20 protein-coding genes are annotated in these 23,310 nt (G+C 36.7%); 14 read left to right on the forward strand and 6 right to left on the reverse strand.

Going from position 1 to position 23,310, the window contains the following annotated elements; genetic code table 11:
- Window positions 1–315: 315 nt before the first annotated feature.
- The 5 genes from ACQKIH_RS11070 to ACQKIH_RS11090 form a co-directional block, all read right to left on the reverse strand.
- Window positions 316–1,224, reverse strand: coding sequence for an ABC transporter ATP-binding protein (locus ACQKIH_RS11070; protein WP_427765924.1), 909 nt, complete (start codon window positions 1,222–1,224; stop codon window positions 316–318).
- Window positions 1,214–2,272, reverse strand: coding sequence for an ABC transporter ATP-binding protein (locus ACQKIH_RS11075; protein ID WP_427765927.1), 1,059 nt, complete (start codon window positions 2,270–2,272; stop codon window positions 1,214–1,216). The genes ACQKIH_RS11070 and ACQKIH_RS11075 overlap by 11 nt, the downstream gene beginning before the upstream one ends.
- Window positions 2,273–2,284: 12 nt before the next feature.
- On the reverse strand, window positions 2,285–3,220 hold the full coding sequence (locus tag ACQKIH_RS11080) for an ABC transporter permease (protein WP_057984813.1): 936 nt from the start codon (window positions 3,218–3,220) through the stop codon (window positions 2,285–2,287).
- Window positions 3,220–4,149 carry an ABC transporter permease gene (locus tag ACQKIH_RS11085; RefSeq protein ID WP_427765931.1) on the reverse strand — a complete coding sequence of 310 codons (930 nt, stop codon included), beginning with the start codon at window positions 4,147–4,149 and terminating at the stop codon, window positions 3,220–3,222. Before ACQKIH_RS11085 ends, ACQKIH_RS11080 begins: the two co-directional genes overlap by 1 nt.
- A gap of 223 nt (window positions 4,150–4,372) precedes the next feature.
- Window positions 4,373–6,019 (reverse strand): peptide ABC transporter substrate-binding protein, encoded by a 1,647-nt coding sequence (locus tag ACQKIH_RS11090; RefSeq protein ID WP_057984810.1) that lies wholly within the window; start codon window positions 6,017–6,019, stop codon window positions 4,373–4,375.
- A 419-nt stretch (window positions 6,020–6,438) separates the two neighbouring features.
- Here ACQKIH_RS11090 and ACQKIH_RS11095 point away from each other — a divergent pair, with 419 nt between their 5' ends.
- The 8 genes from ACQKIH_RS11095 to ACQKIH_RS11130 all read left to right on the forward strand — a co-directional run bounded on the left by ACQKIH_RS11095 (window position 6,439) and on the right by ACQKIH_RS11130 (window position 14,957).
- Window positions 6,439–6,996: a thioredoxin family protein gene (locus ACQKIH_RS11095; protein ID WP_057984808.1), complete on the forward strand. Its 558-nt coding sequence runs from the start codon at window positions 6,439–6,441 to the stop codon at window positions 6,994–6,996.
- A 194-nt stretch (window positions 6,997–7,190) separates the two neighbouring features.
- Window positions 7,191–8,105, forward strand: a complete 915-nt coding sequence (locus tag ACQKIH_RS11100; protein ID WP_057984806.1) for a diacylglycerol kinase — start codon at window positions 7,191–7,193, stop codon at window positions 8,103–8,105.
- Window positions 8,106–8,298: 193 nt separating this feature from the next.
- Window positions 8,299–9,636 (forward strand): cytochrome ubiquinol oxidase subunit I, encoded by a 1,338-nt coding sequence (locus ACQKIH_RS11105; protein ID WP_427765935.1) that lies wholly within the window; start codon window positions 8,299–8,301, stop codon window positions 9,634–9,636.
- Window positions 9,633–10,658 carry a cytochrome d ubiquinol oxidase subunit II gene (locus ACQKIH_RS11110; protein ID WP_427765937.1) on the forward strand — a complete coding sequence of 342 codons (1,026 nt, stop codon included), beginning with the start codon at window positions 9,633–9,635 and terminating at the stop codon, window positions 10,656–10,658. Before ACQKIH_RS11105 ends, ACQKIH_RS11110 begins: the two co-directional genes overlap by 4 nt.
- A 12-nt stretch (window positions 10,659–10,670) precedes the next feature.
- A complete protein-coding gene (cydS, locus tag ACQKIH_RS11115) occupies window positions 10,671–10,775 on the forward strand; it encodes a cytochrome bd oxidase small subunit CydS family protein (protein WP_427765940.1) in 105 nt (34 codons plus the stop codon).
- Window positions 10,776–10,907: 132 nt separating this feature from the next.
- On the forward strand, window positions 10,908–12,272 hold the full coding sequence (gene rlmD, locus ACQKIH_RS11120) for a 23S rRNA (uracil(1939)-C(5))-methyltransferase RlmD (RefSeq protein WP_427765943.1): 1,365 nt from the start codon (window positions 10,908–10,910) through the stop codon (window positions 12,270–12,272).
- A gap of 302 nt (window positions 12,273–12,574) precedes the next feature.
- A complete protein-coding gene (locus ACQKIH_RS11125) occupies window positions 12,575–13,138 on the forward strand; it encodes a TetR/AcrR family transcriptional regulator (protein ID WP_427765945.1) in 564 nt (187 codons plus the stop codon).
- Window positions 13,139–13,361: 223 nt separating this feature from the next.
- Window positions 13,362–14,957, forward strand: a complete 1,596-nt coding sequence (locus ACQKIH_RS11130) for an amidohydrolase (RefSeq protein ID WP_427765948.1) — start codon at window positions 13,362–13,364, stop codon at window positions 14,955–14,957.
- Between the two features lie 238 nt (window positions 14,958–15,195).
- On the opposite strand, the gene ACQKIH_RS11135 is transcribed toward ACQKIH_RS11130, so the two are convergent.
- Window positions 15,196–15,828 (reverse strand): GNAT family N-acetyltransferase, encoded by a 633-nt coding sequence (locus tag ACQKIH_RS11135; protein ID WP_057984794.1) that lies wholly within the window; start codon window positions 15,826–15,828, stop codon window positions 15,196–15,198.
- Window positions 15,829–15,942: 114 nt separating this feature from the next.
- On the opposite strand from ACQKIH_RS11135, the gene ACQKIH_RS11140 reads away from it, so the two are divergent.
- The 6 genes from ACQKIH_RS11140 (at window position 15,943) to ACQKIH_RS11165 (ending at window position 23,309) form a co-directional block, all read left to right on the forward strand.
- Complete coding sequence (locus ACQKIH_RS11140) at window positions 15,943–16,755, forward strand: MerR family DNA-binding transcriptional regulator (RefSeq protein WP_057984793.1); 813 nt, start codon at window positions 15,943–15,945, stop codon at window positions 16,753–16,755.
- Window positions 16,756–16,999: 244 nt separating this feature from the next.
- Entirely contained in the window at window positions 17,000–18,067 is a 1,068-nt protein-coding gene (locus ACQKIH_RS11145) for a nucleotide kinase (protein ID WP_427765952.1), read from the forward strand.
- Between the two features lie 361 nt (window positions 18,068–18,428).
- Window positions 18,429–19,823, forward strand: a complete 1,395-nt coding sequence (locus ACQKIH_RS11150; protein ID WP_427765955.1) for a glycoside hydrolase family 26 protein — start codon at window positions 18,429–18,431, stop codon at window positions 19,821–19,823.
- A 147-nt stretch (window positions 19,824–19,970) separates the two neighbouring features.
- Window positions 19,971–20,576 carry a hypothetical protein gene (locus ACQKIH_RS11155; protein WP_427765958.1) on the forward strand — a complete coding sequence of 202 codons (606 nt, stop codon included), beginning with the start codon at window positions 19,971–19,973 and terminating at the stop codon, window positions 20,574–20,576.
- 87 nt (window positions 20,577–20,663) lie between these two features.
- On the forward strand, window positions 20,664–21,641 hold the full coding sequence (locus ACQKIH_RS11160) for an HD domain-containing protein (protein WP_427765961.1): 978 nt from the start codon (window positions 20,664–20,666) through the stop codon (window positions 21,639–21,641).
- 654 nt (window positions 21,642–22,295) lie between these two features.
- Window positions 22,296–23,309 (forward strand): siderophore ABC transporter substrate-binding protein, encoded by a 1,014-nt coding sequence (locus ACQKIH_RS11165; protein WP_427765964.1) that lies wholly within the window; start codon window positions 22,296–22,298, stop codon window positions 23,307–23,309.
- Window position 23,310: the final 1 nt, after the last annotated feature.

Below are 23,310 nucleotides of genomic sequence, written 5' to 3' on the forward strand. Positions count from 1 at the left end.
AAAGACGCTATTTTGTTCGAATCGAACAAAATAGCGTCTTTTTTAATTTACGTTCGCCAATGGGATATAAAAAACGCAAGTTTTTCAGTGCCCTCATATAAGTGGGGGATGAATGCCGAGAGTGACCTAATTACAGTGTGGGTTTAAACTCGGCTGAATCAAGTTAAAGCTCCCGGCGGATGTCACAGATTTTTAGGGGAGTTTTCGAGCAAGCTCGAAAAAAAACCGGACGCAATTACGCCAAGGCGTAATTGATTAAATAAGAAAAGCACATCTCGGTTTCATACGAGATGTGCTTTTAACGTTTGTAGCGAATTATTTAGCCCATTCTTTCGCTTGTGCTTCTGTACCGAAGACGAAGTGACCAGGGCGAGCTTCAATTACTTTTGCAGCAGGATCGTGTTCTGTATGTTTGTATGGAATGCGTACACGATTGCGCTCATACTCAGGGTTTGGTTGAGGAACCGCTGATAGTAATGATTTTGTATAAGGGTGGATTGGATTATTGTAAATCTCATCCGCTGAGCCAAGTTCTAAAATCTTTCCGCGATACATTACGGCAATACGGTCAGAAATGTATTTAACCATTGATAAATCATGGGCAATAAATAAATACGTTAAGCCACGCTCTTTTTGAAGTTGCTTCAATAAGTTAACAACTTGCGCTTGAATCGAAACGTCCAGTGCTGAAATCGGTTCGTCCGCAATGATGAAACTAGGGTCTAAGCTAAGGGCACGGGCAATGCCGATACGCTGACGTTGACCACCAGAAAATTCATGTGCATAACGGTATGCATGCTCACGTGTTAAACCTACTGATTCAAGTAATGAACCAACTTTTTCACGACGCTCTGCTTTATTTTTATAAAGACCATGAATATCAAAAGCTTCTGCAATAAGTTCACCAGCAGTCATACGTGGGTTTAACGATGCATATGGATCTTGGAAAATCATTTGCATTTCACGGTTAAACTGCATTAAATCTTTACGTGATTTGAGCTCTGAAATATTGCGACCTTTGAACGTAATTTGCCCTTCCGTAATGTCATAAAGGCGGATAATAGAGCGACCAGTTGTTGATTTACCACAGCCAGACTCTCCAACTAATCCTAAAGTTTCCCCTTCATAAACATCAAAGCTAATACCATCAATTGCTTTAATCGGATCTTTTGCTGTACCGAAATGTTGTTTTAAGCCTTGTACTTCTAAAATTTTATTTGCCATTTGCTTTGCCCTCCAGTTCATAGCCTTTGATGCGGCGTGCTATTGCATCAGGGAGTGGCATTTTTGGTGCATCCGGGTGTAAAAGCCATGTTTTCGCAGAGTGTGTATCCGATATTTTAAACATTGGCGGTTCCATTTCAAAGTCAATTTTCATTGCCTGCTCATTACGAGGGGCAAATGCATCGCCTTTTGGTGGATCGATTAAGTTTGGTGGTGAGCCTGGAATTGCACGTAATAGCTCATCTGAACTATTGTTTAAATCTGGCATTGAACCAAGTAAACCCCAAGTATAAGGGTGTTGAGGATTGTAGAAAATATCTTCTACTGTGCCATACTCTACAATTTGTCCAGCGTACATGACGGCAACGCGGTCTGCGATATTCGCCACAACACCTAAATCATGGGTAATGAAAATAATCGAAGTGTTTGACTTCTTTTGGATTTCTTTCATTAACTCTAAAATTTGAGCTTGAATCGTTACGTCCAAAGCAGTAGTCGGCTCGTCTGCAATTAATAGCTTCGGATCAGCAGCAAGGGCAATTGCGATAACAATACGTTGACGCATCCCACCAGATAATTCATGTGGGTATGCGCGGTAACGCTTCTCTGGGAAAGGGATACCTACTTGGTCTAGCAATTCAATTGCACGTACTTTTGCCGCGTCGCGTGAATTCACTTTTTTATGCTTTAATAACACTTCCGTAATTTGCTTACCGATACGCATTGTTGGGTTTAAAGCAGTCATCGGATCTTGGAAAATCATCGCGATATCATTTCCGCGGACCGACATCATTTCTTTTTCTGTTAAAGGGATAATGTCTTTGCCATTGAAATTAATTTGTCCACCTGCATAAATACCAGGTGGCTGTGGAATTAACTTCATTAAAGCGTTACTCGTTACCGATTTACCAGAACCAGATTCTCCAACGATGGCTAAAGTTTCCCCTTCAAACAACTCGAAACTTACACCTCGTACGGCTTGGACTACACCAGCGTACGTTTTGAAATTAATACGTAAGTCTTTTACTTCTAATACTTTTTTCTTCATCGTACACTCTCCTTATTTACGTAATTTCGGATCAAGTGCGTCACGGAGCCCGTCTCCAACTGCATTAAACGCAAAGATTGTTACTGAGATTAATATGGCAGGGAACAGTAATCGCCACGGAGCAGATGTTAAAGCCTTGAAACCTTCAGAGGCCATTGTACCCCAGCTGGCTAAAGGAGCTTGAACGCCTAAACCTAAATAACTTAGGAAACTTTCTGTGAAAATTGCACTTGGAATTGTCATTGTCATTGTTACTAAAATCGCACCCATCGCATTCGGAACCAGGTGGCGCTTAATAATATGCCAATTGTTTGCACCTAACGTACGAGCAGCTAATACGTACTCTTGGTTTTTAATTTTTAGCACTTCACTTCGAACGATACGCGCCATATTCACCCAACCGGTAATTGACAGGGCAATAATCATTGGCACTAAACCAGGTTCCATAACTACAAGTAAAATAATAACAACAAGTAAATAAGGAATGGCAGTTAACACGTCAGCGATACGCATCATTATGTTGTCGACACGTCCACCTGCAAGACCAGCAATACTCCCCCATAATACACCGATAATTAAATCGATGATCGCAGCAGTAATACCGATAAATAGTGAAATTCGAGCGCCTTCCCATGCACGAACAAATATGTCACGAGCAAGGTCATCTGTACCAAACCAGTGTGTAGCAGATGGTGCACTATTATATAATCCTACACTTTCTTCATAGTTGTAAGATGAAAATACTGGAGCAAAAGCCGCCATTAATGCAATGAAGATTAATATGATTGAGCCAACAATCGCCAGTTTATTATGAGAGAAGCGATAAAATACTTCCTTCCAAAAGGACACTTGTTTTTTTGCAAGTGCATCAGTTTCCTGCGATTGATTTCCGACCACTTCAAACATTTCAGGTGCAATTTTTGGAATTTGCTTTTTGTCTAAATTCATTATTTTTTCGCTCCTTTCAATTTAATACGTGGGTCAATGACGCTATATAAAATATCTACAATTAATACAGCAAATAATAAAATAAGTGAATAGAACACAGTAGTTCCCATAATTACTGTATAGTCACGGTTCGTAATACTTGTTACGAAGTGGCGACCAAGTCCAGGAACGGCAAAGATTTGCTCGATTACGAAACTACCTGTAATAACTCCTGCAAAAAGAGGACCTAAGTATGTCACTACTGGTAAAAGTGCATTACGCAGTGTATGTTTGAACACAACTGTCCATTTGCCAAGACCTTTTGCACGAGCTAGTTTCACGTACTCACTATTGTTCTGTTCTAACATGCTTGAACGCGTTAATTTGGCGATGAAGCCTGCGTGTGTAATGGCAATCGCAAACGACGGTAAAATCGTATAAGCGAAACCTTTCCAACCGCTTACCGGGAACATTCCTAACTTGAAAGATAAATAATATTGGAGCAATCCAGCCAAAATAAATGACGGAACCGAAATCCCTAAAACGGCAAAAATCGTAGCCGCATAGTCTGCAAATTTGTTGTGGTACAGGGCGGAAATGACACCTAGTAAAATCCCAAGGCCAATTGCCAAAATCATTGCTTGAAGACCTAAAGCAAGAGATACAGGGAAACCTTCAGCAATGATGTCATTTGTTGATCGTCCTGTGTACTTCATCGATTCACCAAAATCAAAAGTAATCGTATCAACTAAATAATCTTTATATTGGATATACCAAGGATTATCTAGTCCATATTTTGCGTTTAGTTGTTCTTCAATTGCAGGTGGTAGGTCTCGTTCACTCGCGAATGGACTACCTGGTGCAAGCTGCATTAAGAAGAATGTCGCTGTAATAATTAAATACATTGCTAAAACGATATAAAGTAATCGTTTAATAATAAATTTTACCAATGTCCTTACCTCCTTTATTAATTACATCTCGGCTTTTTTAGCCAAAGTTGCTACTATATTAATGGTAGAAAACCCCTACAGAAATTAAGTTATACTATTTTGAAAATTCTTATATAGCAGGAAAGGCTGCTCGAAACAAATGATTGTTTCAGCAGCCTTCCTACTTGAAAAAGACAAGCATCTCATGTATTTACATGAGTTATTTTATGAGGTTTACAAGATGTTATTTCTTGTCCTCTTCAACGTTTTGAATGTCAACGTATTTAAGATTGATGCTACCTAATGCATTAGGAGCCATATTTTTAACTTTATCCGCAACAACATTTAAGTTTGTTTGGAAGTAGATAGGAGCTACTGGCATTTCTTCCATAAAAATAGCTTCAGCTTCTAGTAATTTTTCTAAACGTTTAGCAGAATCTGTTTCTGTAGTAGATTCTTTAAGTAACTTCGTATACTCTGGATTGCTCCAGCCAGTTTGGTTATTGCCATTTTCTGCACTGCTGTACATTTCTAAGAATGAGTAAGCATCGTTGTAGTCAGCAGACCAACCCATACGACCAACTTGGAAATCGCCATTGTTGATTTTGTCTAAATATACTTGCCATTCAGCATTATCAAGCTTAATTTTGATACCTAAGTTCTTCGTCCAACCTTGTTGGATGAATTGTGCAATTGCTGAGTGTGATTCAGAAGTGTTATAAGAAACTTTAATTTCTAAATCAGCAGCGCTTGCAAGACCTAATTCTTTAAGACCCGCATCTAAATATTTTTTAGCTTCATCGTAGTTTGCATCTTGGAAGTAACCTTCATCATTGCCGAAACCTGCAACCGAGTTTGGAACTACACCAAGTGCTGGCTCTTGCTCACCTTTAGTAATGTTTTCCACTAAACCTTTACGGTCGATTGATAAAGATAACGCTTTACGAATATTTTCGTTTTGCATTACATTATCTTTCGTATTGAATTTATACCAGTAAACACCTGATAAATCAGATACGTTTAATTTATCTTCAGATTTTAAGCGTTCGATTGAATCAAGAGAGATTCCGCCGAATGGTGCGCCTAAGAAGTCAATTTCTTCATTATCAAACATTGTCATTTGTGTCGTTTCAGACTCAACCATTGCAACGTTTACTGTTTCGATTTCTACATTTTTAGCATCCCAATACGTATCGCGTTTTTCTAATACGATTTCGCTTGAGTGTTTCCAAGATGCTAAGTTGTATGCACCATTTGATACATAAGAATCTGCTTCTGTGAACCAATTTGGATTCGCTTCAGCTGTTGCTTTGTGGATTGGGAAGAAAGTTTTGAAAGCTGTTAACTCTAAGAAATAAGGAGTAGGCGCTTCTAAAGTAACTTCAAGCGTTTTTTCATCGATCGCTTTAACCCCAACTTCTTCAGCAGTACCTAATCCGTTATTATAGTTTTCTGCACCTTTAATTGCATAAAGGATTGATGCATATTCAGAAGCGTTTTCTGGATTTAAACCCCATAACCATGCAAAGGCAAAGTCTTCAGCAGTTACTTGCTCCCCATTTGACCACTGCGCATCACGCAACGTAAATGTGTAAGTAAGTAGGTCATCAGAAACTTTATAGTCTTCGGCAGCTGCTAAAATCGGTTCGCCATTCACAGTTGTTGTTAAACCTTCAAATGCGTTTTCGATAATTACTCCAGAAGTTGTATCTGTTGCTAACTGTGGATGTAATTTAGGTGGTTCAGATGTAATTAATACATTTAAATCTTTTGAAACTTCACCTGATGCATTTTTGTCTGTGTCTTTTGTACCTTCATCGCTGCCACATGCTGCTAAAAATGCAGATAGAGAAAGAGCCATTGCTGGTAATACCACTTTGTTATACTTCATTAAATAGTCCCCCTAGAAAATCATGTAAATTAAATTTTCTGATAATATTTTGGTGCGTTAATTCAATATAGCAAAATATTATTTAAAAAAAAAGACTATTTAGCAAAAAAAGTGTGAAATCGAATAAGTCTAATAATTAAGAATAATCTAAGATTTTCACTATATTTTAAAAATAGTTTTCATATATACTATTCACACCTCAAATTACTTAGAAATCAAGAGAAAAATGCTAAATAAGGATTTATATTATGAATATTCATAATATTTAAATCTGTCACAAAATAGACACATTTTATCTGGAATCATCAAATATTCAAACTTTTGTGATTCTAGATAAAATGATGATTCGGCATAATTAATCTTCCATTTTTCCATTAAAAGCGTCAAAATAGATTTATACGTATAAGGAGGGAATTGAAATGAAAACAGAACAGCAATACTTTGAAGAAAGCAAAGACATGAAAAGTTACATGGAAGATATGTCGCAGCTAAAAGAGCCAAGTTTTACTATATATGAAGGCTTTGAAGTGCAACTGGAAGATCCGTTTATCGAACAATTAAAAAATGCCAACATTCATATTTTAGCAATCACTGAAGATTGGTGTGGCGATGCGATGCTAAACAATCCAGTTATTCGAAAAGTTGCAGAAGCTGCTAATGTTGAAATTCGCACAGCATTGCGTGATGCCGATACCGATTTAATCGATCGCTATTTAACAAATGGTGGACGAGCGATCCCGATTTATGTTCTATTAAATGAAGCGGGAGAAGTAGTTGGACAATGGGGACCGCGTGCACCACAATTACAGCAATTCGTTATGGAAAGTCGCGCAGAGCTACCAGATAAAGAAGACCCTAATTTTGAAGAAGCACAAAAAGCGATGTATGGAAACTTCCGTACACAATATACAGAAAATCCTCAAATGTGGGTTTATGTATATGAAGATTTTAAAAAGACCGTAGCAGCAATCTTATAAAAATAGAACGTATGAATGGAGGTTCCTACTATATTATAATAGTAGGAACTTATTTGTGATTAGAACGTATAATTAAAAAGAATGAAACTACAATAACAAGCAGCAGTTGCAATTTTGAAACATTCAACAGTATACTTTTAACAGGTTGGAAAAGTGTACTAAGATGAAAAATATTAAATCAGGATGCGATAATAATGAAACGAGCGAGAATTATTTATAATCCATCTTCTGGTCGCGAAATCTTTAAAAAACATTTACCAGAAGTATTAGAAAAACTAGAAATAGCAGGGTATGAAACATCATGCCATGCAACAACAGGTGCGGGAGATGCAACGAAAGCAGCAATGGAAGCAGTAAGTCGTGAGTTCGATATTGTCATTGCTGTTGGTGGTGATGGGACATTAAATGAAGTGGTTGCAGGAGTCAGTCAATGCGAAAAACGACCGAAACTTGGATTAATTCCAATGGGAACGACGAATGATTTTGCACGAGCTGTCCATATTCCACGTAAAATTGATGAAGCAGTAGACATTATACTTGCTGGTGAAACAATTCCAGTTGATGTGGGAATATTAAATGGTGAACGTTATTTCATTAATATTGCCGCTGGAGGAAGGATTACTGAGCTGACATACGAAGTGCCAAGTAAAATGAAAACAATGCTAGGGCAGTTAGCTTATTATTTAAAAGGGATTGAAATGATTCCTTCCATTAAAGCAACGCATATGAAAATTGAAATGGACGACGAAGTGTATGATGGCAATGCCATGATGTTCCTATGTGGATTAACGAACTCTGTAGGTGGCTTTGAAAAAATTGCTCCAGATGCATCGATTAATGACGGATTATTTACGGTCATGATTTTAAAGGAATGTAATATTGCTGACTTTATTCGAATTGCGTCACTTGCTTTACGTGGCGAGCATTTGAATGATGAACGCGTGATTTATCGTAAAGCGAGCCGTGTCAAAGTGACTTCTGATGAAGAGGTGCACTTAAATTTAGACGGTGAGTACGGAGGGGATGTTCCGGCGGTATTCCAAAATTTAAAGCGCCATATTGAAGTATTTGTACCAATCAATGAAATTCGTGAAGAAGATAGAATCTAATACGCTAATCAATTAGAGCTTGTGAGGACATAATGTCTTTACAGGCTTTTTTTCTGTACATGAATATTGCTGAAATTATGCGTTCGAAATGTTATGGGATGGGTATAGTAAAGGAATGAGTACTTTTTTTTTGGAGTAGAGGCGGATGTTACAAATTATGAAATGAATTTGATTAATGAAAGGAGATAATAAAGTGATCAATGATTCTGCGGTATTTTGGAGTCGTATTTTAACAGAAGTTACGCTATCATTTCATATTATTTACGCGACGATTGGCGTTGGTGTTCCAATTTTAATTATGATTGCTCAATGGATTGGGATTAAAAATAATGATGAACACTATATTTTAATGGCGAGACGTTGGGCGAGAGGTTTTGTAATTACCGTTGCGGTTGGCGTCGTGACAGGTACTGTAATCGGTCTACAATTATCGTTATTATGGCCGAACTTTATGCAAGTGGCAGGTCAATTAATTGCGTTGCCACTGTTCATGGAAACATTTGCGTTCTTTTTTGAGGCGATATTTTTAGGTATTTATTTATACACATGGGATCGTTTTGAAAATCAAAAAAAACATATGTTATTACTTATTCCAGTAGCAATCGGGGCATCGATGTCTGCAGTATTTATTACCGTGTTAAATGCGTTTATGAATGCACCACAAGGTTTCGATATTGTAGATGGACAGCTCATCAATATTCAGCCACTTGTCGCAATGTTCAACCCAGCTATGCCAACGAAAGTAGCGCATGTATTACTGACTGCGTATATGACTTGTGCATTTTTACTAGCATCCATTGCAGCATACCGTTTATTGCGCGGCTCAAAGCATGAATATCATAAGAAATCACTTTATTTACTGATGAAATTAGGCTTTATATTTGCGGTTGCTACGGCAATTGTCGGTGACTTTTCGGGGAAATATTTAGCGGAGTACCAGCCAGAGAAGCTGGCGGCAGCAGAATGGCATTTTGAAACGACACCGAATGCACCGCTTGTATTGCTCGGTGTACTGGATGATGGTGAAGTGAAATATGCATTGAAAATTCCATATGCTTTAAGTATTTTGGCACATAATAATCCAACAGCAGAGGTGATTGGACTCGATCAGTTCCCCGTAGACGAACATCCGCCATACTATATTCATTATTTATTTGATAGCATGGTGATGATTGGGATGTTTATGGTGGCACTTTCTCTCGTCTATTTACTTGCATTATGGCGCGGCTGGGCGTTTATCCAAACGAAATGGTTCAGGTGGATTGTTGTCGCGGGAGGACCATTATCAGTCATTGCCATTGAATTAGGGTGGTGGCTAGCTGAGGTAGGAAGACAACCTTGGTTATTGCGAGGGATTATGCGAACAGAACAGGGTGCAACAACGAGTGAATATGTCGACCTCATGTTAATTTTGTTCTCGGGACTTTATTTTATCTTAGCCATTGGTAGTATTCTCGCATTGAAACGCATGTTTAAAAACAATCCAATTGAAAATGAAATAGCGAAAAGGAAAGAGAGGGACTTCGTATGAGTTTAGAGCTTATTGGAATTTGTGTACTGTGGGCTTTTCTTTTCGGCTACGTTATTATCGCTTCCATTGACTTTGGTGCTGGATTTTATAATGCATATAGTGTGTTAACGAATCGCTCGGATATTTTAAGTGATGTCATTAAACGTTATTTATCACCTGTGTGGGAAGTAACGAACGTCTTTCTCGTATTTTTCTTTGTTGGGATGGTCGGTTTTTTTCCGCAAACTGCCTTTTATTATGGCACGATTTTACTTGTGCCAGTCAGTATTTCATTAATCCTGTTATCCATTCGCGGTGCCTATTATGCGTTTGAATCGTATGGAATGGCGGGGCAAAAAGGTTATGCCACAGCTTATGGGTTAGCTGGATTATTAATACCTGCTTCATTTTCGGTCGTATTCACCATTTCTGAGGGCGGATTTGTGGAAATGGTCAACAACTATCCCCAGTTGAATTATAAGGCGTTATTTACGAGTCCGTTAACGTGGAGTATTGTCGTTTTAAGTATTGTTGCTGTGCTTTATATTTCAGCGGTGTTTTTAACATGGTATGCGCACAAAGCAAGGGATCATAAAGCTTCGAATTTAATGCGCAAATTTGCATTAATTTGGTCGGCACCACTTGCAATTTCCGCGGTTGGAATTATTATTGAGTTTCGCGGGCATAATCCATTCCGCTTTGAAAAAATGGTTAGTGTATGGTGGTTATTTGCGATTTCGGCTATTCTCTTTTTTGTTACGACATGGTTATTATGGATGAAGAGAAACTACGGTATGATGGTCATTTTACTATTTAGCCAATTTGCGTTAGCCTTCTTTGCATACGGTATCTCACATTACCCGTATTTATTGTATCCGTATTTGACGATTCATGATAGCTTCACGAATAAAGAAATGGCGATTGCATTAATTATCGTGTTTATATTGGGCGCGGCTCTATTAATTCCGTCACTCATTTTATTATTCAAACTGTTTGTATTTAATAAAGACTATGTTCGAGGAATCCATGATGAGCATGTATAGGAGGGAGCAACATTGAGCGAATTTCTAATTTTTGTCGCACCATTTATCGTCGTCATACTCGCATTATTTATTGCATTTTATACAGCACCGAAAGATAAATTAAGTAACAAACAATAACGAGCGCCTCCCTTCACGCATAAACAAGTGTGAAAGGGAGGTTTTTTACTATTCGTAAATGCGGGTTAAGCGTGCAAAAGGTCGTTCACATGGTACAATAAAAGAATTGAAAAACGAGAGGACGAATATGAAATGACTGCACCAATTAATAAAAATGACCGTACGACAGTTTATATAGAAGATTTAACACATGATGGCAATGGTGTCGCAAAAATAAATGGCTACCCGCTCTTCATTCAAGGGGCACTACCTGGTGAAACGATGGAAGTACATGTAGTAAAAACATTGAAAAATTATGGCTTTGCTAAAATTATAGACATTACTGAAAAATCACCGGACCGAGTAGATGCACCATGTGAATATTTCGCACAATGCGGCGGCTGCCAATTACAGCATCTTTCTTATGAAGGACAATTAAAATGGAAGCAAAACATGGTTGCCAATGTAATGAAGCGTTTAGGGAAAATTGACGCACCCGTACTTCCTGTAAAAGGAATGGACGAGCCTTGGCATTATCGTAATAAATCACAAATTCCTTTTGGATTAGGCGATTCGGGACAAACAGTGGCAGGCTTCTATAAAATGAAATCTCATGCGATTGTCGATATGGAACGTTGCTTAATTCAAACAGATGAAGCCGATGTTATGATGGCTGATTTTAAAGAGAAATTAGCGACTTTAGGCATTCGACCATATGATGAGCAATCAAATCGAGGCATGCTGCGCCATGTTGTTGTACGTAAAGGACGCGCAACGGGAGAAGTGATGATTGTACTTGTCACAAAATCACGCAAATTCCCACAAGCAGAAGCAGCAATTGAAATGCTTCGCGAGCTTGTACCAAATGTTACATCGATTGTCCAAAATATTAATGGTGAAAAAACAAATGTCATTTTTGGCAATGAAACAATTACGCTTTGGGGCAAGGATACGATTGAAGATACGATTGGTAATGTGCGCTTTGAAATTTCGGCACGTTCATTCTATCAAGTAAATCCGCTCCAAACAGAGGTACTATATAAGCAAGCGCTTGACTATGCACAGCTAACAGGAAATGAACGTGTCATTGATGCGTACTGCGGTATCGGCTCTATTTCTTTATTTTTAGCGCAGCAAGCAGGGCATGTAATGGGCGTTGAAATTGTGCCACAAGCAATTGAAGATGCCAAGCGCAATGCAGAACTTAATGGCTTTACAAACACGTATTTTGAGGCCGGCCCAGCAGAAGAAGTTATCCCTCGCTGGTATAAAGAAGGAAAAGAAGCAGACGTGTTAGTAGTCGATCCACCACGTAAAGGCTGTGACGAGGCACTGCTTCAAACAATTATCGAGCAAAAACCAAAACGTGTTGTCTACGTTTCTTGTAACCCAGCAACACTAGCTCGCGACCTACGCATTTTAGAAGATGGCGGGTATAAGACGCAGGAAGTACAGCCGGTTGATATGTTCCCGCATACGACGCATTGTGAAGCTGTGGCTTGGTTGGAGTTGGTTTGATTTATTAATAGATAAAAAGTAGCTGTGTTGAAAAATCCGAATCTCATTGGATTTTTCAGTACAGCTTTTTGAATTATAGTTAACTGTAAAAATTGTATTTGCAATCCTGCAGATTATTTATTGAGATTTTGGAATCTATATGTACATTTTAATCTAGCCTATCCAGATGCCTGAATTCCATTCCTGCGCTGAAATTGAGGTTTTTGTCCCAGGAACTACTTTGACACTGTACATTTCGAAGGGTATAATTCGATTTGCTGGTACCGGAAAAACCTTTTGAGTACCAGTGGGACGGAGGCCGTATGTACATAAGAATTTTGGAAGCAGCCATTGAAGAAATAAATTTAAAGGGCTTAAAGTTTACAATGAGTGATTTGGCCCGCGCATTAGGAGTAAGTAAACGAACGCTCTATGAACATTTTTCTTCAAAGGAGGAAATTGTCGCTACAATCGTCAGTCGTATTTTGGAAGAGGTAGCAGTAAAAGAGGAGCAAATTTATCATGATACAACATTAGCTACGGTTGATAAATTAAAAGCGATATTAGCGATTATGCCTCAAAAAAGTGTTGTTGTTAATCCGAGATTTTTAGAAGAATTGAAACGATATCACCCCAAAGAATGGAAGAGAATCACAGAGTATCTTGATGACGAATGGAATTTTGTTAAGCAGGTCTTGGAAGAAGGGATAGAAAACGGAAGTATCCGTCCTATTAATGTAACGCTTTTGATCAAAATGATGAATGTTTTATTGCGTGAACTTTTAGACCACCGATTTCTACTTGCCAATCAAATTACAACAGATGAAGGTATCCAGTCATTAATTGATACGATAATGAACGGTATTGTATCAGAAAATAACAAATAAACACCTTGTTTAGAATTACGAATAAGTGTTTGAAATGGAGTTTGATGTAATGAAAACAATGAAGACCATGACAAAGGTATCGCTTGCCGTACTTTTGTTACTAATTGCAGTAGTAGGGTATCTTGCTTATTCTTATTTTAAGGTGCCAGCACAACATGAGAAAGAAGCTTTTATCAATACGAAAATTTATACTGTAGATTCCAAGCAACCATGGGCGGAAGCGATGGTAGTCGAGAGAGATAATATCATATTCGTAGGAAGTACAACCGATGCTGAGGAGTACATTGATAAAGATACGAAAGTACATAATCTAAAGGGTAAGATGATTTTACCTGGATTTATTGATTCTCACGCGCATCCTACGATAGCCGCTGCTCTATCGGATATCGTACAAGTGGATCCTAGCATGAAGAAGGCAGATGTCTTGGAGACGCTCAAAAAACATGCGGACAAAAACAAAGATTTGCCAGTAATAACAGCTATGGGATACGATTTATTAGTATTCGGAAATGATAAGCCCACTGCTGCTGATTTAGATAAAATTGATAGTGAACGTCCGATATTCATTCTCGATGAGGGAGGTCACACGGCTTGGGTCAATAGTAAAGCACTGGAGGTCGGTGGTATTAATAAAGATACACCTGACCCTATTCCGGGAGCCCACTATTTTGTAAGAGATAGTAACGGAAATCCAACGGGGTTGCTTATGGAATCCCAGGCATATAACCCTCTTTTGAGAAAACTGTCAGTGGTCACGGAGGATACTGTAGTTAGCGGGGGAGAAAGTTTATTCCCTGTAATCTCTCAACTCGGCATTACAACAGTCTATGATGCAGGGATGATGGGATTAGAAAATGAAGGGTTCGAGGGACTTAGCCAGCTTGAGAAGAAGGGCCTACTTCCGTTTCGTATCTCGGGTAGTTATATGGTACAATCGCCTACCGTTGTCCCTACTGCGGTAGAATCATTAAAGAAGCTTCAAGAGAAGTACGACTCGGAATTGGTCGATGTAAATACGATGAAGATTCATTATGATGGGACAATTGAGGGGAAAACTGCTGCAATGGAGCAACCATACAGTGATGGATCGAATGGTCATGTTCTATTCCCAGTTGATGAGTTAAAATCATTCGTAACGCAAATTGACGAAGCTGGATTCAACACCCATATACATGCCATAGGGGATAAGGCGCTGAACAATTCGCTTGAGGCTTTTGAGTATTTACAATCAAATAAAGGGAATACGCCAACAAGAAAATCTATTGGCCATGTGCAAATTTATTCAGATCAGGCGATAGAAAGATTAACTAATTTGAAAGATGTCGTAGTACAAACAACACCTATTTGGGCTACTCCGAGTGAAGGCACGCTTGATACATTGGGCGAAGAGCGATATGAAAAACAAATGCTTTTGAATAGTGTTGATCGTGCGGGCGTCCCACTAAGTTTCGGTAGTGATTTTCCAGCTAGTGCATTCTTCGCTGGTGCTAATCCGTTCAATAATATGGCAGTTGGTTTAACGAGACAAGATGTTTGGAGCGAAGATAAGGACGTATTACCTCCAGTAGAGGAGAAAATTTCGCTTGAAACGTTAATTAAAGGCTATACGATAAATGGTGCTTATCAGCTTGGGCTGGAAGAGAAAGTTGGATCCATCGAAGTTGGGAAAAAAGCAGATTTTATTGTTTTAGATGATAATTTGTTCGAATTGAATCCAGAAGAATTACTAAAGGCTAAAGTATTGAAAACCTATATGAACGGAAACCTTGTCTTTGAACGAGGACTTAAGGCGAGACTGACAGAATATATGGTGTTTTAATTAGGAACGGAGAAAGGGCTAGCGAGCTCTCTTCAGTAACAAAGTTCATGTTAGCTAGATAGACTACAATAGATATCTATACATCTTTCATAAGACAATTTATTGTTGTAGCTGTGCCGAAAATCTGATTTTTATTAGGATTTTCGGCACGGCTTTTTAAATAGTAATTGTATCTGGTGCAGGCTATTAAGTTCCTCTTCATTGATAGTAGCCGAATGTTAGATTACTGTATTTAAAATCAATTAAAGTCGTAGCCATATAAAAATACAGTAAATTTTTCTTTAGCTGCATCCATATAAATTTCCTTTTCATTTAAGCGTTTAAAGTTTTGGCTATCATAAAACCCGTAGTTACAATTAGTATCTGTATATAGATACATAGATTCTACGTCCATACTTTGCATATAAAAAGATACATCCGCTATCAAACTTTTACCAACCCCAAGCCCTCTAGATTCTTCAGATACAATAAATAATTGAATACATCCTTGAAAAGAATCCTGTTTTCCTTGGATAAGTTCTTTATAAATACCTTGAATTTTTGAAAATGCTTTAAATAATTTTTTATTCTTTTTGCTTGTGATCATTATTTTGAATAATGTAGAGACCATGATTAAAAGGCTACGAGATTTAGGAAGGCGAATCTTATCCTTTTTTGCACTACCTAAAATAATACCGATGACCTTGTTATCTTTTACAGCAACTTTACTAAAGGAACTATCTAAAATACACATATGGAGATACATATTTAATATAGAATCCAAAAACTTCTTATCCTCAATAAACTCACCAAATCCAAATGCATCACGAATCATTTCTTTCACACGTTCATGATCTTTATTTGCTAACTCTCTATATGTTAAATTATCCATGTTATATACACGACCTTTTCAAATATTAGAATTTTGTACGCTATCATTACTAGCTAATAGAAAGTATAAAATATACTCTAAGGGGAGAGTCTATAATAAAGTACTTGAGAGGAGATGTTTGTAATCGGAAATTTATTTTCTATTGGAGAAGTTGCTAAAATCAAAGGAATTACGATAAAAGCGTTACGATATTATCATAAGGTGGGCATTCTTATACCTAAATATATTGATGATACTACAGGTTTTAGATATTATTCCATAGACCAATTTATTACGATTGATATTATTAAAGGGTGCAGAGTAATCGGTGTTAGCATTGCGGAACTACAAGAAGTTTTTAGGAAATGTAATACGGACGGATTATTAGAGTTTCTAAAAATAAAGAAGCATGAAGCACAAGAAAATATTAATAAGATGAAAGAAGTAATTGCAAATATTGATGATATTAATGTTTTTGTAGAACATTGTAAGGATATATTAAATAATAATGAAGTAAATATTGAAGTTTTAGAAGAGCGGTACATAATTTTTTCTCCATGTAAAGAAGTAGGGAGTTTAAAAGAGTTACTTTCTTATTCTGATTTAGACAAAGTTATAACAGAGAAAAATTTAGAAATGACGATGGAGCGAGGCATAATATATAGTTTTGATATGAATGGGAATACAGAACCGAAATATGTGTTTAATGGACTAAGGCAAAATCAAAGGATAGAAGTCGATGACAGTGTAATGATAATACCTAAGGGGAAGTATGTAACCATAGCCTATAGTAAGGACGATGAGAAGGAAAGTATAAGCAAAATAATTAAGTATATAAAAGCAAAAAATATAAATGTTAAAAGCTGTATTGAAGTAGAGTTATTTAATGATTTTTTTGATACAGAAAACTATAATTGTCAGCTTCAAATGCTTATAGAAGAAAACTAGTTTAGTTAATCGAACTAATAGAACATCAAGAAAAGGTGTTATGTAAGACTAAAAATGTACAGAACAGAAAAATTCTCGTATAGATGAGCACATCAGCTTTCTTTATTTTGCACGAAAAATAAAATAAATTATCAAAACCGCACCTGAACAAAACATAGGCAGCCATTCAACAATCTCATCGTGGCACCTTTTTCAGGTACTTAACATAAAAATAGGTATAAGCCAATGATGGAAGGATGAAGTTTTGAGTAGTACAATTACCCATTTCTTTGGGCAGGCGATGACGGGGCAGGGAATAAAAAATGTATATAAAGAAGTTATGAATGAAGCAAAAACAGTGTATCTTCTTAAAGGTGCACATGGCTTTAAAATTTCTGAGCTACTCCAAAAACTAGGGTCCTACTATCATGATAAGGGTGCTGAAATCGAATATTTCCATGACCCTTTATTTGAACAGTCCATTGAAGCGACTTTTGTAAAAGCGCCTTTTTCCATATTATTTCTTGCGGCATCAAATCCATCGCTTGAACCAATAATTATTGGTGATAGGGATCATGTAGTCTCCCTATATGATTGTTTAGATGAGCAAAAGGTTTCTTCAAATATACAGTTGCATTCGATCACCAAATTAAAGCAAGCGCATTATGAGAAATGTTTTAGCTCACTTTCAAAAGCCATTCGCATTCATGATGATTGGGAAGTAGAGACGAGAAGAAGTATGGATTGGAATGGATTAAATCAACAGTATGCGGATTTAACAAAGCGGCTTTTTGGAGAGACCCAATTAGGGAAGTCCGCAAAGTTAACACATCGCTTGCTTGGGACATTAACGCCAGAAGGGGCTCGTGATACACTTCAAAGTATCACGCAAAATCTTGAAAAACGATTGTTCATCAAGGGCTATCCAGGTACAGGAAAGTCTTCGATGATGAAAAAATTGGCGAACGAAGCATTGCAGCGGGGGTATGACGCACAGCTTGTGTGGTGTGGTTTAGACTCCAATTCCATTGATATGGTGATTTTGCCTGAATTGAATTTCTGTATATTTGATAGCACAGAGCCGCATGTATATTTCCCGGAAGAAAAACGTTCCGGCGATGAGATTTTTGATATCGCCAAGCATTGCCATCCAACAGAAGCAGAAGAAAATAATATTAATGACATTACTATTAAATATAAAGCTGCAATCGCTGAGGCAAGACATTTCGCCAAGTTATTTACCGAGGAAGAAAGAAAAGTTCGTGAAGCGATTGATGCTGCATTAAATTTAGATGAATTTAATAAACGAACGGCTGAGTTATTTCAATATTAATAAGGTTGAAAGTGTGAAATAGCTGATTTAGCTACACTGTGCCAAAAATTTCGATTATCATCGGAGTTTTTGGTGCAGTCTTTTTTTTGTGGAAAATTTTCCGAACTATGAAACATACCTAATTATTTTGTGATACCATATTATTTGAAATATTTTCAAGAAAGGGTGCGTTACAATTAGAAAGTATAGTGCATTAATCTTAACAATTGTTTTATTTATCAGTTTTATACCCACTTCAAATGCGGAGGCAAGTGACTGGAAACTTTACCAACAGGGGGTTGATTTACTCAATAAAGGGAAGGTCAAGGAAGCGATTGTTAAGCTGGAAAAAGCCGCGAAAATTTCTCCGATAGCGAGTACATTGCGAAAACTTGGCGAAGCATATGAGAAAAATAATGAATTCCAAAAAGCCGCAAATACTTATTATCAAGAGGCAAACATACATAAAAAGCGCGGTGATACGCAAACCTATTTAGCGGTAAAGGCTAAAGCGGATGCTCTGAATTCTGAAATAAATATTTATATAGACGCAAAGACGAAAGCGCCTTCGAGTGCATTGGCAAAATATGAGCCTGCAACAGGGATGTATTTTGGTGCTTATGTTGAGCAGGATGAAAGCCTGAAAAAGGGTGGCAATAAATATACCAATTTCAACAATGTAACAGGCAAGAAACATGCGATTTTCTATAATTATCACAAATACGGTCAGGACTTCCCAACTGAATTTGCAAAGGCAGTAAAAGAGGCTGGTGGTGCCATTCATCTAGCTTTAGAGCCAGGATCAGGTTTGAATGCAGTGAAGGATGATGCATATTTACGTAAATTTGCTCGTGATGCAAATGAATCCGGCATACCGATTTTTTTACGGTTTGCCTCAGAAATGAATGGGCCATGGGTGAAATGGAATGGTGATCCTACGCTATATAAACAAAAGTTCCAACTTGTTTCAAAAATAATGAAGGAAGATGCCAAAAATGTAGCAATGGCTTGGGTTCCTAATAGTGTTCCTGCTGATAAGATTGACATTTACTATCCGGGCGATGCATGGGTAGATTGGGTTGGCGTCAATTTATACAGCGTACCTTTTTTCAATGGAAAATCTAGTGAACCAGCAGAGCAAGTCAATCCTTTGAATTTACTCGATCCGATTTATGAAACGTATGCCAAACGCAAGCCAATCATGATTGGGGAATTCGGAGCGAGTCATTTTACTTCTGTTGGCAATAATGATAAGACAAAATTCGGAATTACGAAAATGAATATGTTCTATCACGGTTTACGAATGAAGTATCCAAGAGTGAAAGCTGTTCATTGGTTCAATGTGAATACGTTGCAAGCACCATATGTAGCGGCAGATCGTCGCTTGAACAACTTTAGTTTGACGGAAAAACCAGCCGTTCTCCAAGCATATAAAAATATCGTACAAAATCCTTATTTCCAGTCTGATATTGTTAATGGACCCTATGTAAAGAAAGGTGAAGATGTAGGCAATACCGCTGTTTCATTGCAAGGTTTAAGTGTGAAACAAACCGTTACGGGCCAAGGCTTTATAAAAACATATGACCCATACATTAGCAAAGTAGTGTATAAATTAAATAATAAATTTTTATCTGAAAGTACCCAATACCCATTTTCATTTAAGCTAGAGCATCAAACTCTGTTAAAAGGGGAAAATAAATTAGATGTAATTGTATTTGACTCCAAAAATCGAGAGGCAGTAAGAAAAACGATTACTTTTAAAAAGGGATCGCTGTAGCTTGAGTTAAAAAACGAATTTCCATTAAGGGATTCGTTTTTTTTTGTTGTTCAAAAAAGGATTAAAGATATCTTTGTTGAAGTTATTGAACGAAAGGTGCAATTTCGTATGGTTTTAGTTTGAATATGAAATTTGAGGAGGAAAACAATGCAACCATCACCGTTTGAACGCCCAACAGATAAATATGATGAAAGACTTTTTTCTATAGATGAACAAATTTGTGAAATGCTAAAAAAACGTAAGGACATTTCGAATAATTATTCAGGATTTCCACCAAAAGAAGTCATCGCAAATTGGGCTGAAAAATATGACCTATACGAAGAATATTTAAGTTCATTATTTGGATCTGTGAGGTTAGTGGACTACTTTAAACCGCGTGTAGATCCAATCGGCTTTCGAAAGCACATACCCGTTTTAAAGTCTGTTGAAATAAATGACCGTTTTTACTCAGTAATGTTCATTCGACAGTATGAAAATGCCAGCGTTCTCCGTCTTAATGTTGATTGGGATGGTACAGATGAATTGCCAATGGACATACATAGTCAACGAAATGTATTTGAATTGTTATTAAAAGGAGACTACGATTGTCGCGCGGATGGTAGAAAAGGTTCAATAGGAACGGACGCCTACAAATTTATAGTTACTCCACCGTTACCAGATGATGTTTCGGAACTTGAATTAGTTTTTAGAGAATATAACGATACCTTTAGAGAAAAGCCAACAGGTCTTGAGGTTGTCCTGCAGCTGGAATGAATATTAAATAGATAAGTACTTACAGATGCCATTCACTTATTTAATCAGGGAATATAAAAAGCTATTGTACTGAAAAGGAGTATTGGTGTGATTATTACAGATAAAATTTACGGGAAATTTGAAATAGAAAAGGTATTAGAAGATTTAATAGCAAGTAAACCTATGCAAAGGTTAAAGGGGATTCATCAAGGAGGAGCAAGTTATTTAGTTAATGAAAAGTGGAATGAAACTCGGTTTGATCATTCAGTTGGCGTAATGCTGCTTATTAAAAAACTCGGTGGATCAATTGAGGAGCAAATTGCTGGATTGCTCCATGATGTATCGCACACCGCTTTTTCCCATGTGGTTGATTTTGTTTTTGATAATAAAAAGGAGGATTATCATGAGACAATTTATAAATCTGTGATTATAAACTCTGAAATACCAACTATTTTGGAGAAATATCATTACAAATATGAGGATATATTATTTGATGATTCAAGGTGGACATTACTTGAACAGCCTGCCCCTGAATTATGTGCAGATAGAGTGGATTCTACTTTGCGAGATATGTATGAATATGGGCATATTTCTTTAAAAGATATTCAAACATTTTTAAGTGATTTAACAGTTATTGAAGGAAAAATGTATGTCCAAAGTATTGAAATAGCGGAATGGTTTGTTGAAACGTATTATAAAGAAGTGATTGGCTTCTTTATGGATCCTTTAAATATATATGGAAATGACACTTTAGCAAAGACATTAAGATTAGCTTTAGACAAAGAGGTTATTAAGCTTGATGACTTTCTTGGGGAAGATGATGAACTGATTGAAGTAATAAAATCATCAAAAGATAAAGAGATACAAGAACATTTTAGAAGACTTAATCAAAACGTGAAAGTACAAGAGGATATAACTAATTACGATTTCCATCGAAAAAATAAAATTCGTTTGATTGACCCTGCTGTTTTCAATGGTAAAGAGTTAATTAAAGCATCTTTACTTTCAGAAGAAGTTAGGAAAATGAACCAAACAGCATGTGAAAAAGCTACTAAAGGAATGTATGTAAAAATAATTACAAATTAGTTAAAATGTTTTACTTCAACGAAAAGGATATATAAAACGTGAGGAAATCTAGTTGGATATCAATTTTTTCCATTGCTATTTCCGTATTGTTTTATGTAATTAAAATGTTTGAGAACGGTAATATTCTTCAGGGGATAATGACATTCTTTTGATAAGAGTATTGCGAATTTATATAGAGAATGAATAATGTACCATTGTGAAGCTGCCACGTGATTGAAATTGGTTTGATTAAAAAATAAAAAAGCTGTGTAGAAAATTCCAATTTTCATTGGAATTTTCTACACAGCTTTTTTCATTGCAGATAGTAATAAAAGTTGTTTGACAGTTGGTGTAGCAAGATTTGAACCTTGTATTGAAGTAATGGATTTAGAGAGCGCAATACTGTTTTAAAATCAGTTGAAATGATGGAATTATAATTTGGTAAAAATTATAGGGGTTGACAATATTTTTAAATTCGGTATTCTTAAGTAGGTTATTGAAATTGATAATCATTATCATTTAGGTGTTGTTGTTATTTTTTTGTGTCGTCACTGTGCACTATGTGAAATAAAAAAAATTTATTATTTAAATTGCGCAAAAAAATAAAACATAGATAGTATTTTTATCAACTCAATAATCTATAAAGTTTACACACAAGGAGAGAGGTATAAGAATATGAGAAAGTTTAAATTAACTGTCATCACGGCAATGTTTGTTTTGGTGTTAGCAGCTTGTTCAAATTCAAGTAATGAACCTGCTAAAACTGAAGCTAAGGAGAAAGAAAAAGAAACTACAGAGGTTACAACAGTAGAAATCACTGATGCACATGGAACTGTTACGGTTCCTGTAAATCCTAAAAATGTAGTTGCTTTAGATAATAGAACGTTTGAAACTTTAGCTAATTGGGATATTGAGTTAGCGGCTGTTCCAAAGGGTGTAATGCCTGCAGATTCACCATATGTAGCTGATGAGAAAGTTCAAGATATTGGGAACCATGGTGAACCAAAACTTGAAATTATTGCAGCTGTAAACCCTGAACTTGTAATTGTTGGTCAAAGATTTGGTAGTTATTATGAAGATATAAAAAAACTAGTACCAAATGCAGCTGTTATTGATCTAAGCTTTGATGTTTCTAAGGAAGCTGGTGCACCTGGAGAAAATTTGGTAAATGGACTTAAAGATTCGACAATTACTTTGGGACAAATTTTTGATAAAAATGAAGAGGCTAAAAAAATGACGGCTGATTTTGATCAAGCTGTCGAAAAAGCTAAGTCTGCATATAATGGAAAAGATAAAGTTATGAGTATTATTGTTTCTGGAGGGGATATTGGTTTTTCAGCTCCACACTCTGGACGTGTTTGGGGACCAATGTATGACATTTTTGGATGGACTCCTGCATTAGAAGTTGAAGATTCTTCTACAAACCACCAAGGTGATGAAGTTTCTGTTGAAGCTATTGCACAGAGTAATCCTGATTGGCTATTTGTACTAGATCGTGATGCTTCAATAAATTCTACAGACGAGAAAATTCCTGCTAAGGATGTAGTTGATAATTCACCTGCTCTTCAAAATACAAAGGCAGTGACTGAAGGTAAAATCATTTATGCACCAAATGACACTTACACAAATGAATCACTGCAAACTTTTATAGAGTTATTTGACAACATTGCTGAATCTTTAGCTAAGTAGT

It is taken from the genome of Solibacillus cecembensis (assembly GCF_050272495.1).
Lineage (GTDB): Bacteria > Bacillota > Bacilli > Bacillales_A > Planococcaceae > Solibacillus > Solibacillus cecembensis.

What these genes read in the sequence shown, in the direction of transcription:
- ACQKIH_RS11095 (WP_057984808.1), top strand. Translation starts at nt 6,439, where the DNA reads ATGAAAACAGAACAGCAATACTTTGAAGAAAGCAAAGACATGAAAAGT.
- ACQKIH_RS11125 (WP_427765945.1), top strand. Translation starts at nt 12,575, where the DNA reads ATGTACATAAGAATTTTGGAAGCAGCCATTGAAGAAATAAATTTAAAG.
- ACQKIH_RS11135 (WP_057984794.1), bottom strand. Translation starts at nt 15,828, where the DNA reads ATGGATAATTTAACATATAGAGAGTTAGCAAATAAAGATCATGAACGT.
- rlmD (WP_427765943.1), top strand. Translation starts at nt 10,908, where the DNA reads ATGACTGCACCAATTAATAAAAATGACCGTACGACAGTTTATATAGAA.
- ACQKIH_RS11080 (WP_057984813.1), bottom strand. Translation starts at nt 3,220, where the DNA reads ATGAATTTAGACAAAAAGCAAATTCCAAAAATTGCACCTGAAATGTTT.
- ACQKIH_RS11090 (WP_057984810.1), bottom strand. Translation starts at nt 6,019, where the DNA reads ATGAAGTATAACAAAGTGGTATTACCAGCAATGGCTCTTTCTCTATCT.
- ACQKIH_RS11140 (WP_057984793.1), top strand. Translation starts at nt 15,943, where the DNA reads ATGTTTGTAATCGGAAATTTATTTTCTATTGGAGAAGTTGCTAAAATC.
- ACQKIH_RS11165 (WP_427765964.1), top strand. Translation starts at nt 22,296, where the DNA reads ATGAGAAAGTTTAAATTAACTGTCATCACGGCAATGTTTGTTTTGGTG.
- ACQKIH_RS11130 (WP_427765948.1), top strand. Translation starts at nt 13,362, where the DNA reads ATGGTAGTCGAGAGAGATAATATCATATTCGTAGGAAGTACAACCGAT.
- ACQKIH_RS11155 (WP_427765958.1), top strand. Translation starts at nt 19,971, where the DNA reads ATGCAACCATCACCGTTTGAACGCCCAACAGATAAATATGATGAAAGA.
- ACQKIH_RS11075 (WP_427765927.1), bottom strand. Translation starts at nt 2,272, where the DNA reads ATGAAGAAAAAAGTATTAGAAGTAAAAGACTTACGTATTAATTTCAAA.
- ACQKIH_RS11070 (WP_427765924.1), bottom strand. Translation starts at nt 1,224, where the DNA reads ATGGCAAATAAAATTTTAGAAGTACAAGGCTTAAAACAACATTTCGGT.
- ACQKIH_RS11110 (WP_427765937.1), top strand. Translation starts at nt 9,633, where the DNA reads ATGAGTTTAGAGCTTATTGGAATTTGTGTACTGTGGGCTTTTCTTTTC.
- ACQKIH_RS11100 (WP_057984806.1), top strand. Translation starts at nt 7,191, where the DNA reads ATGAAACGAGCGAGAATTATTTATAATCCATCTTCTGGTCGCGAAATC.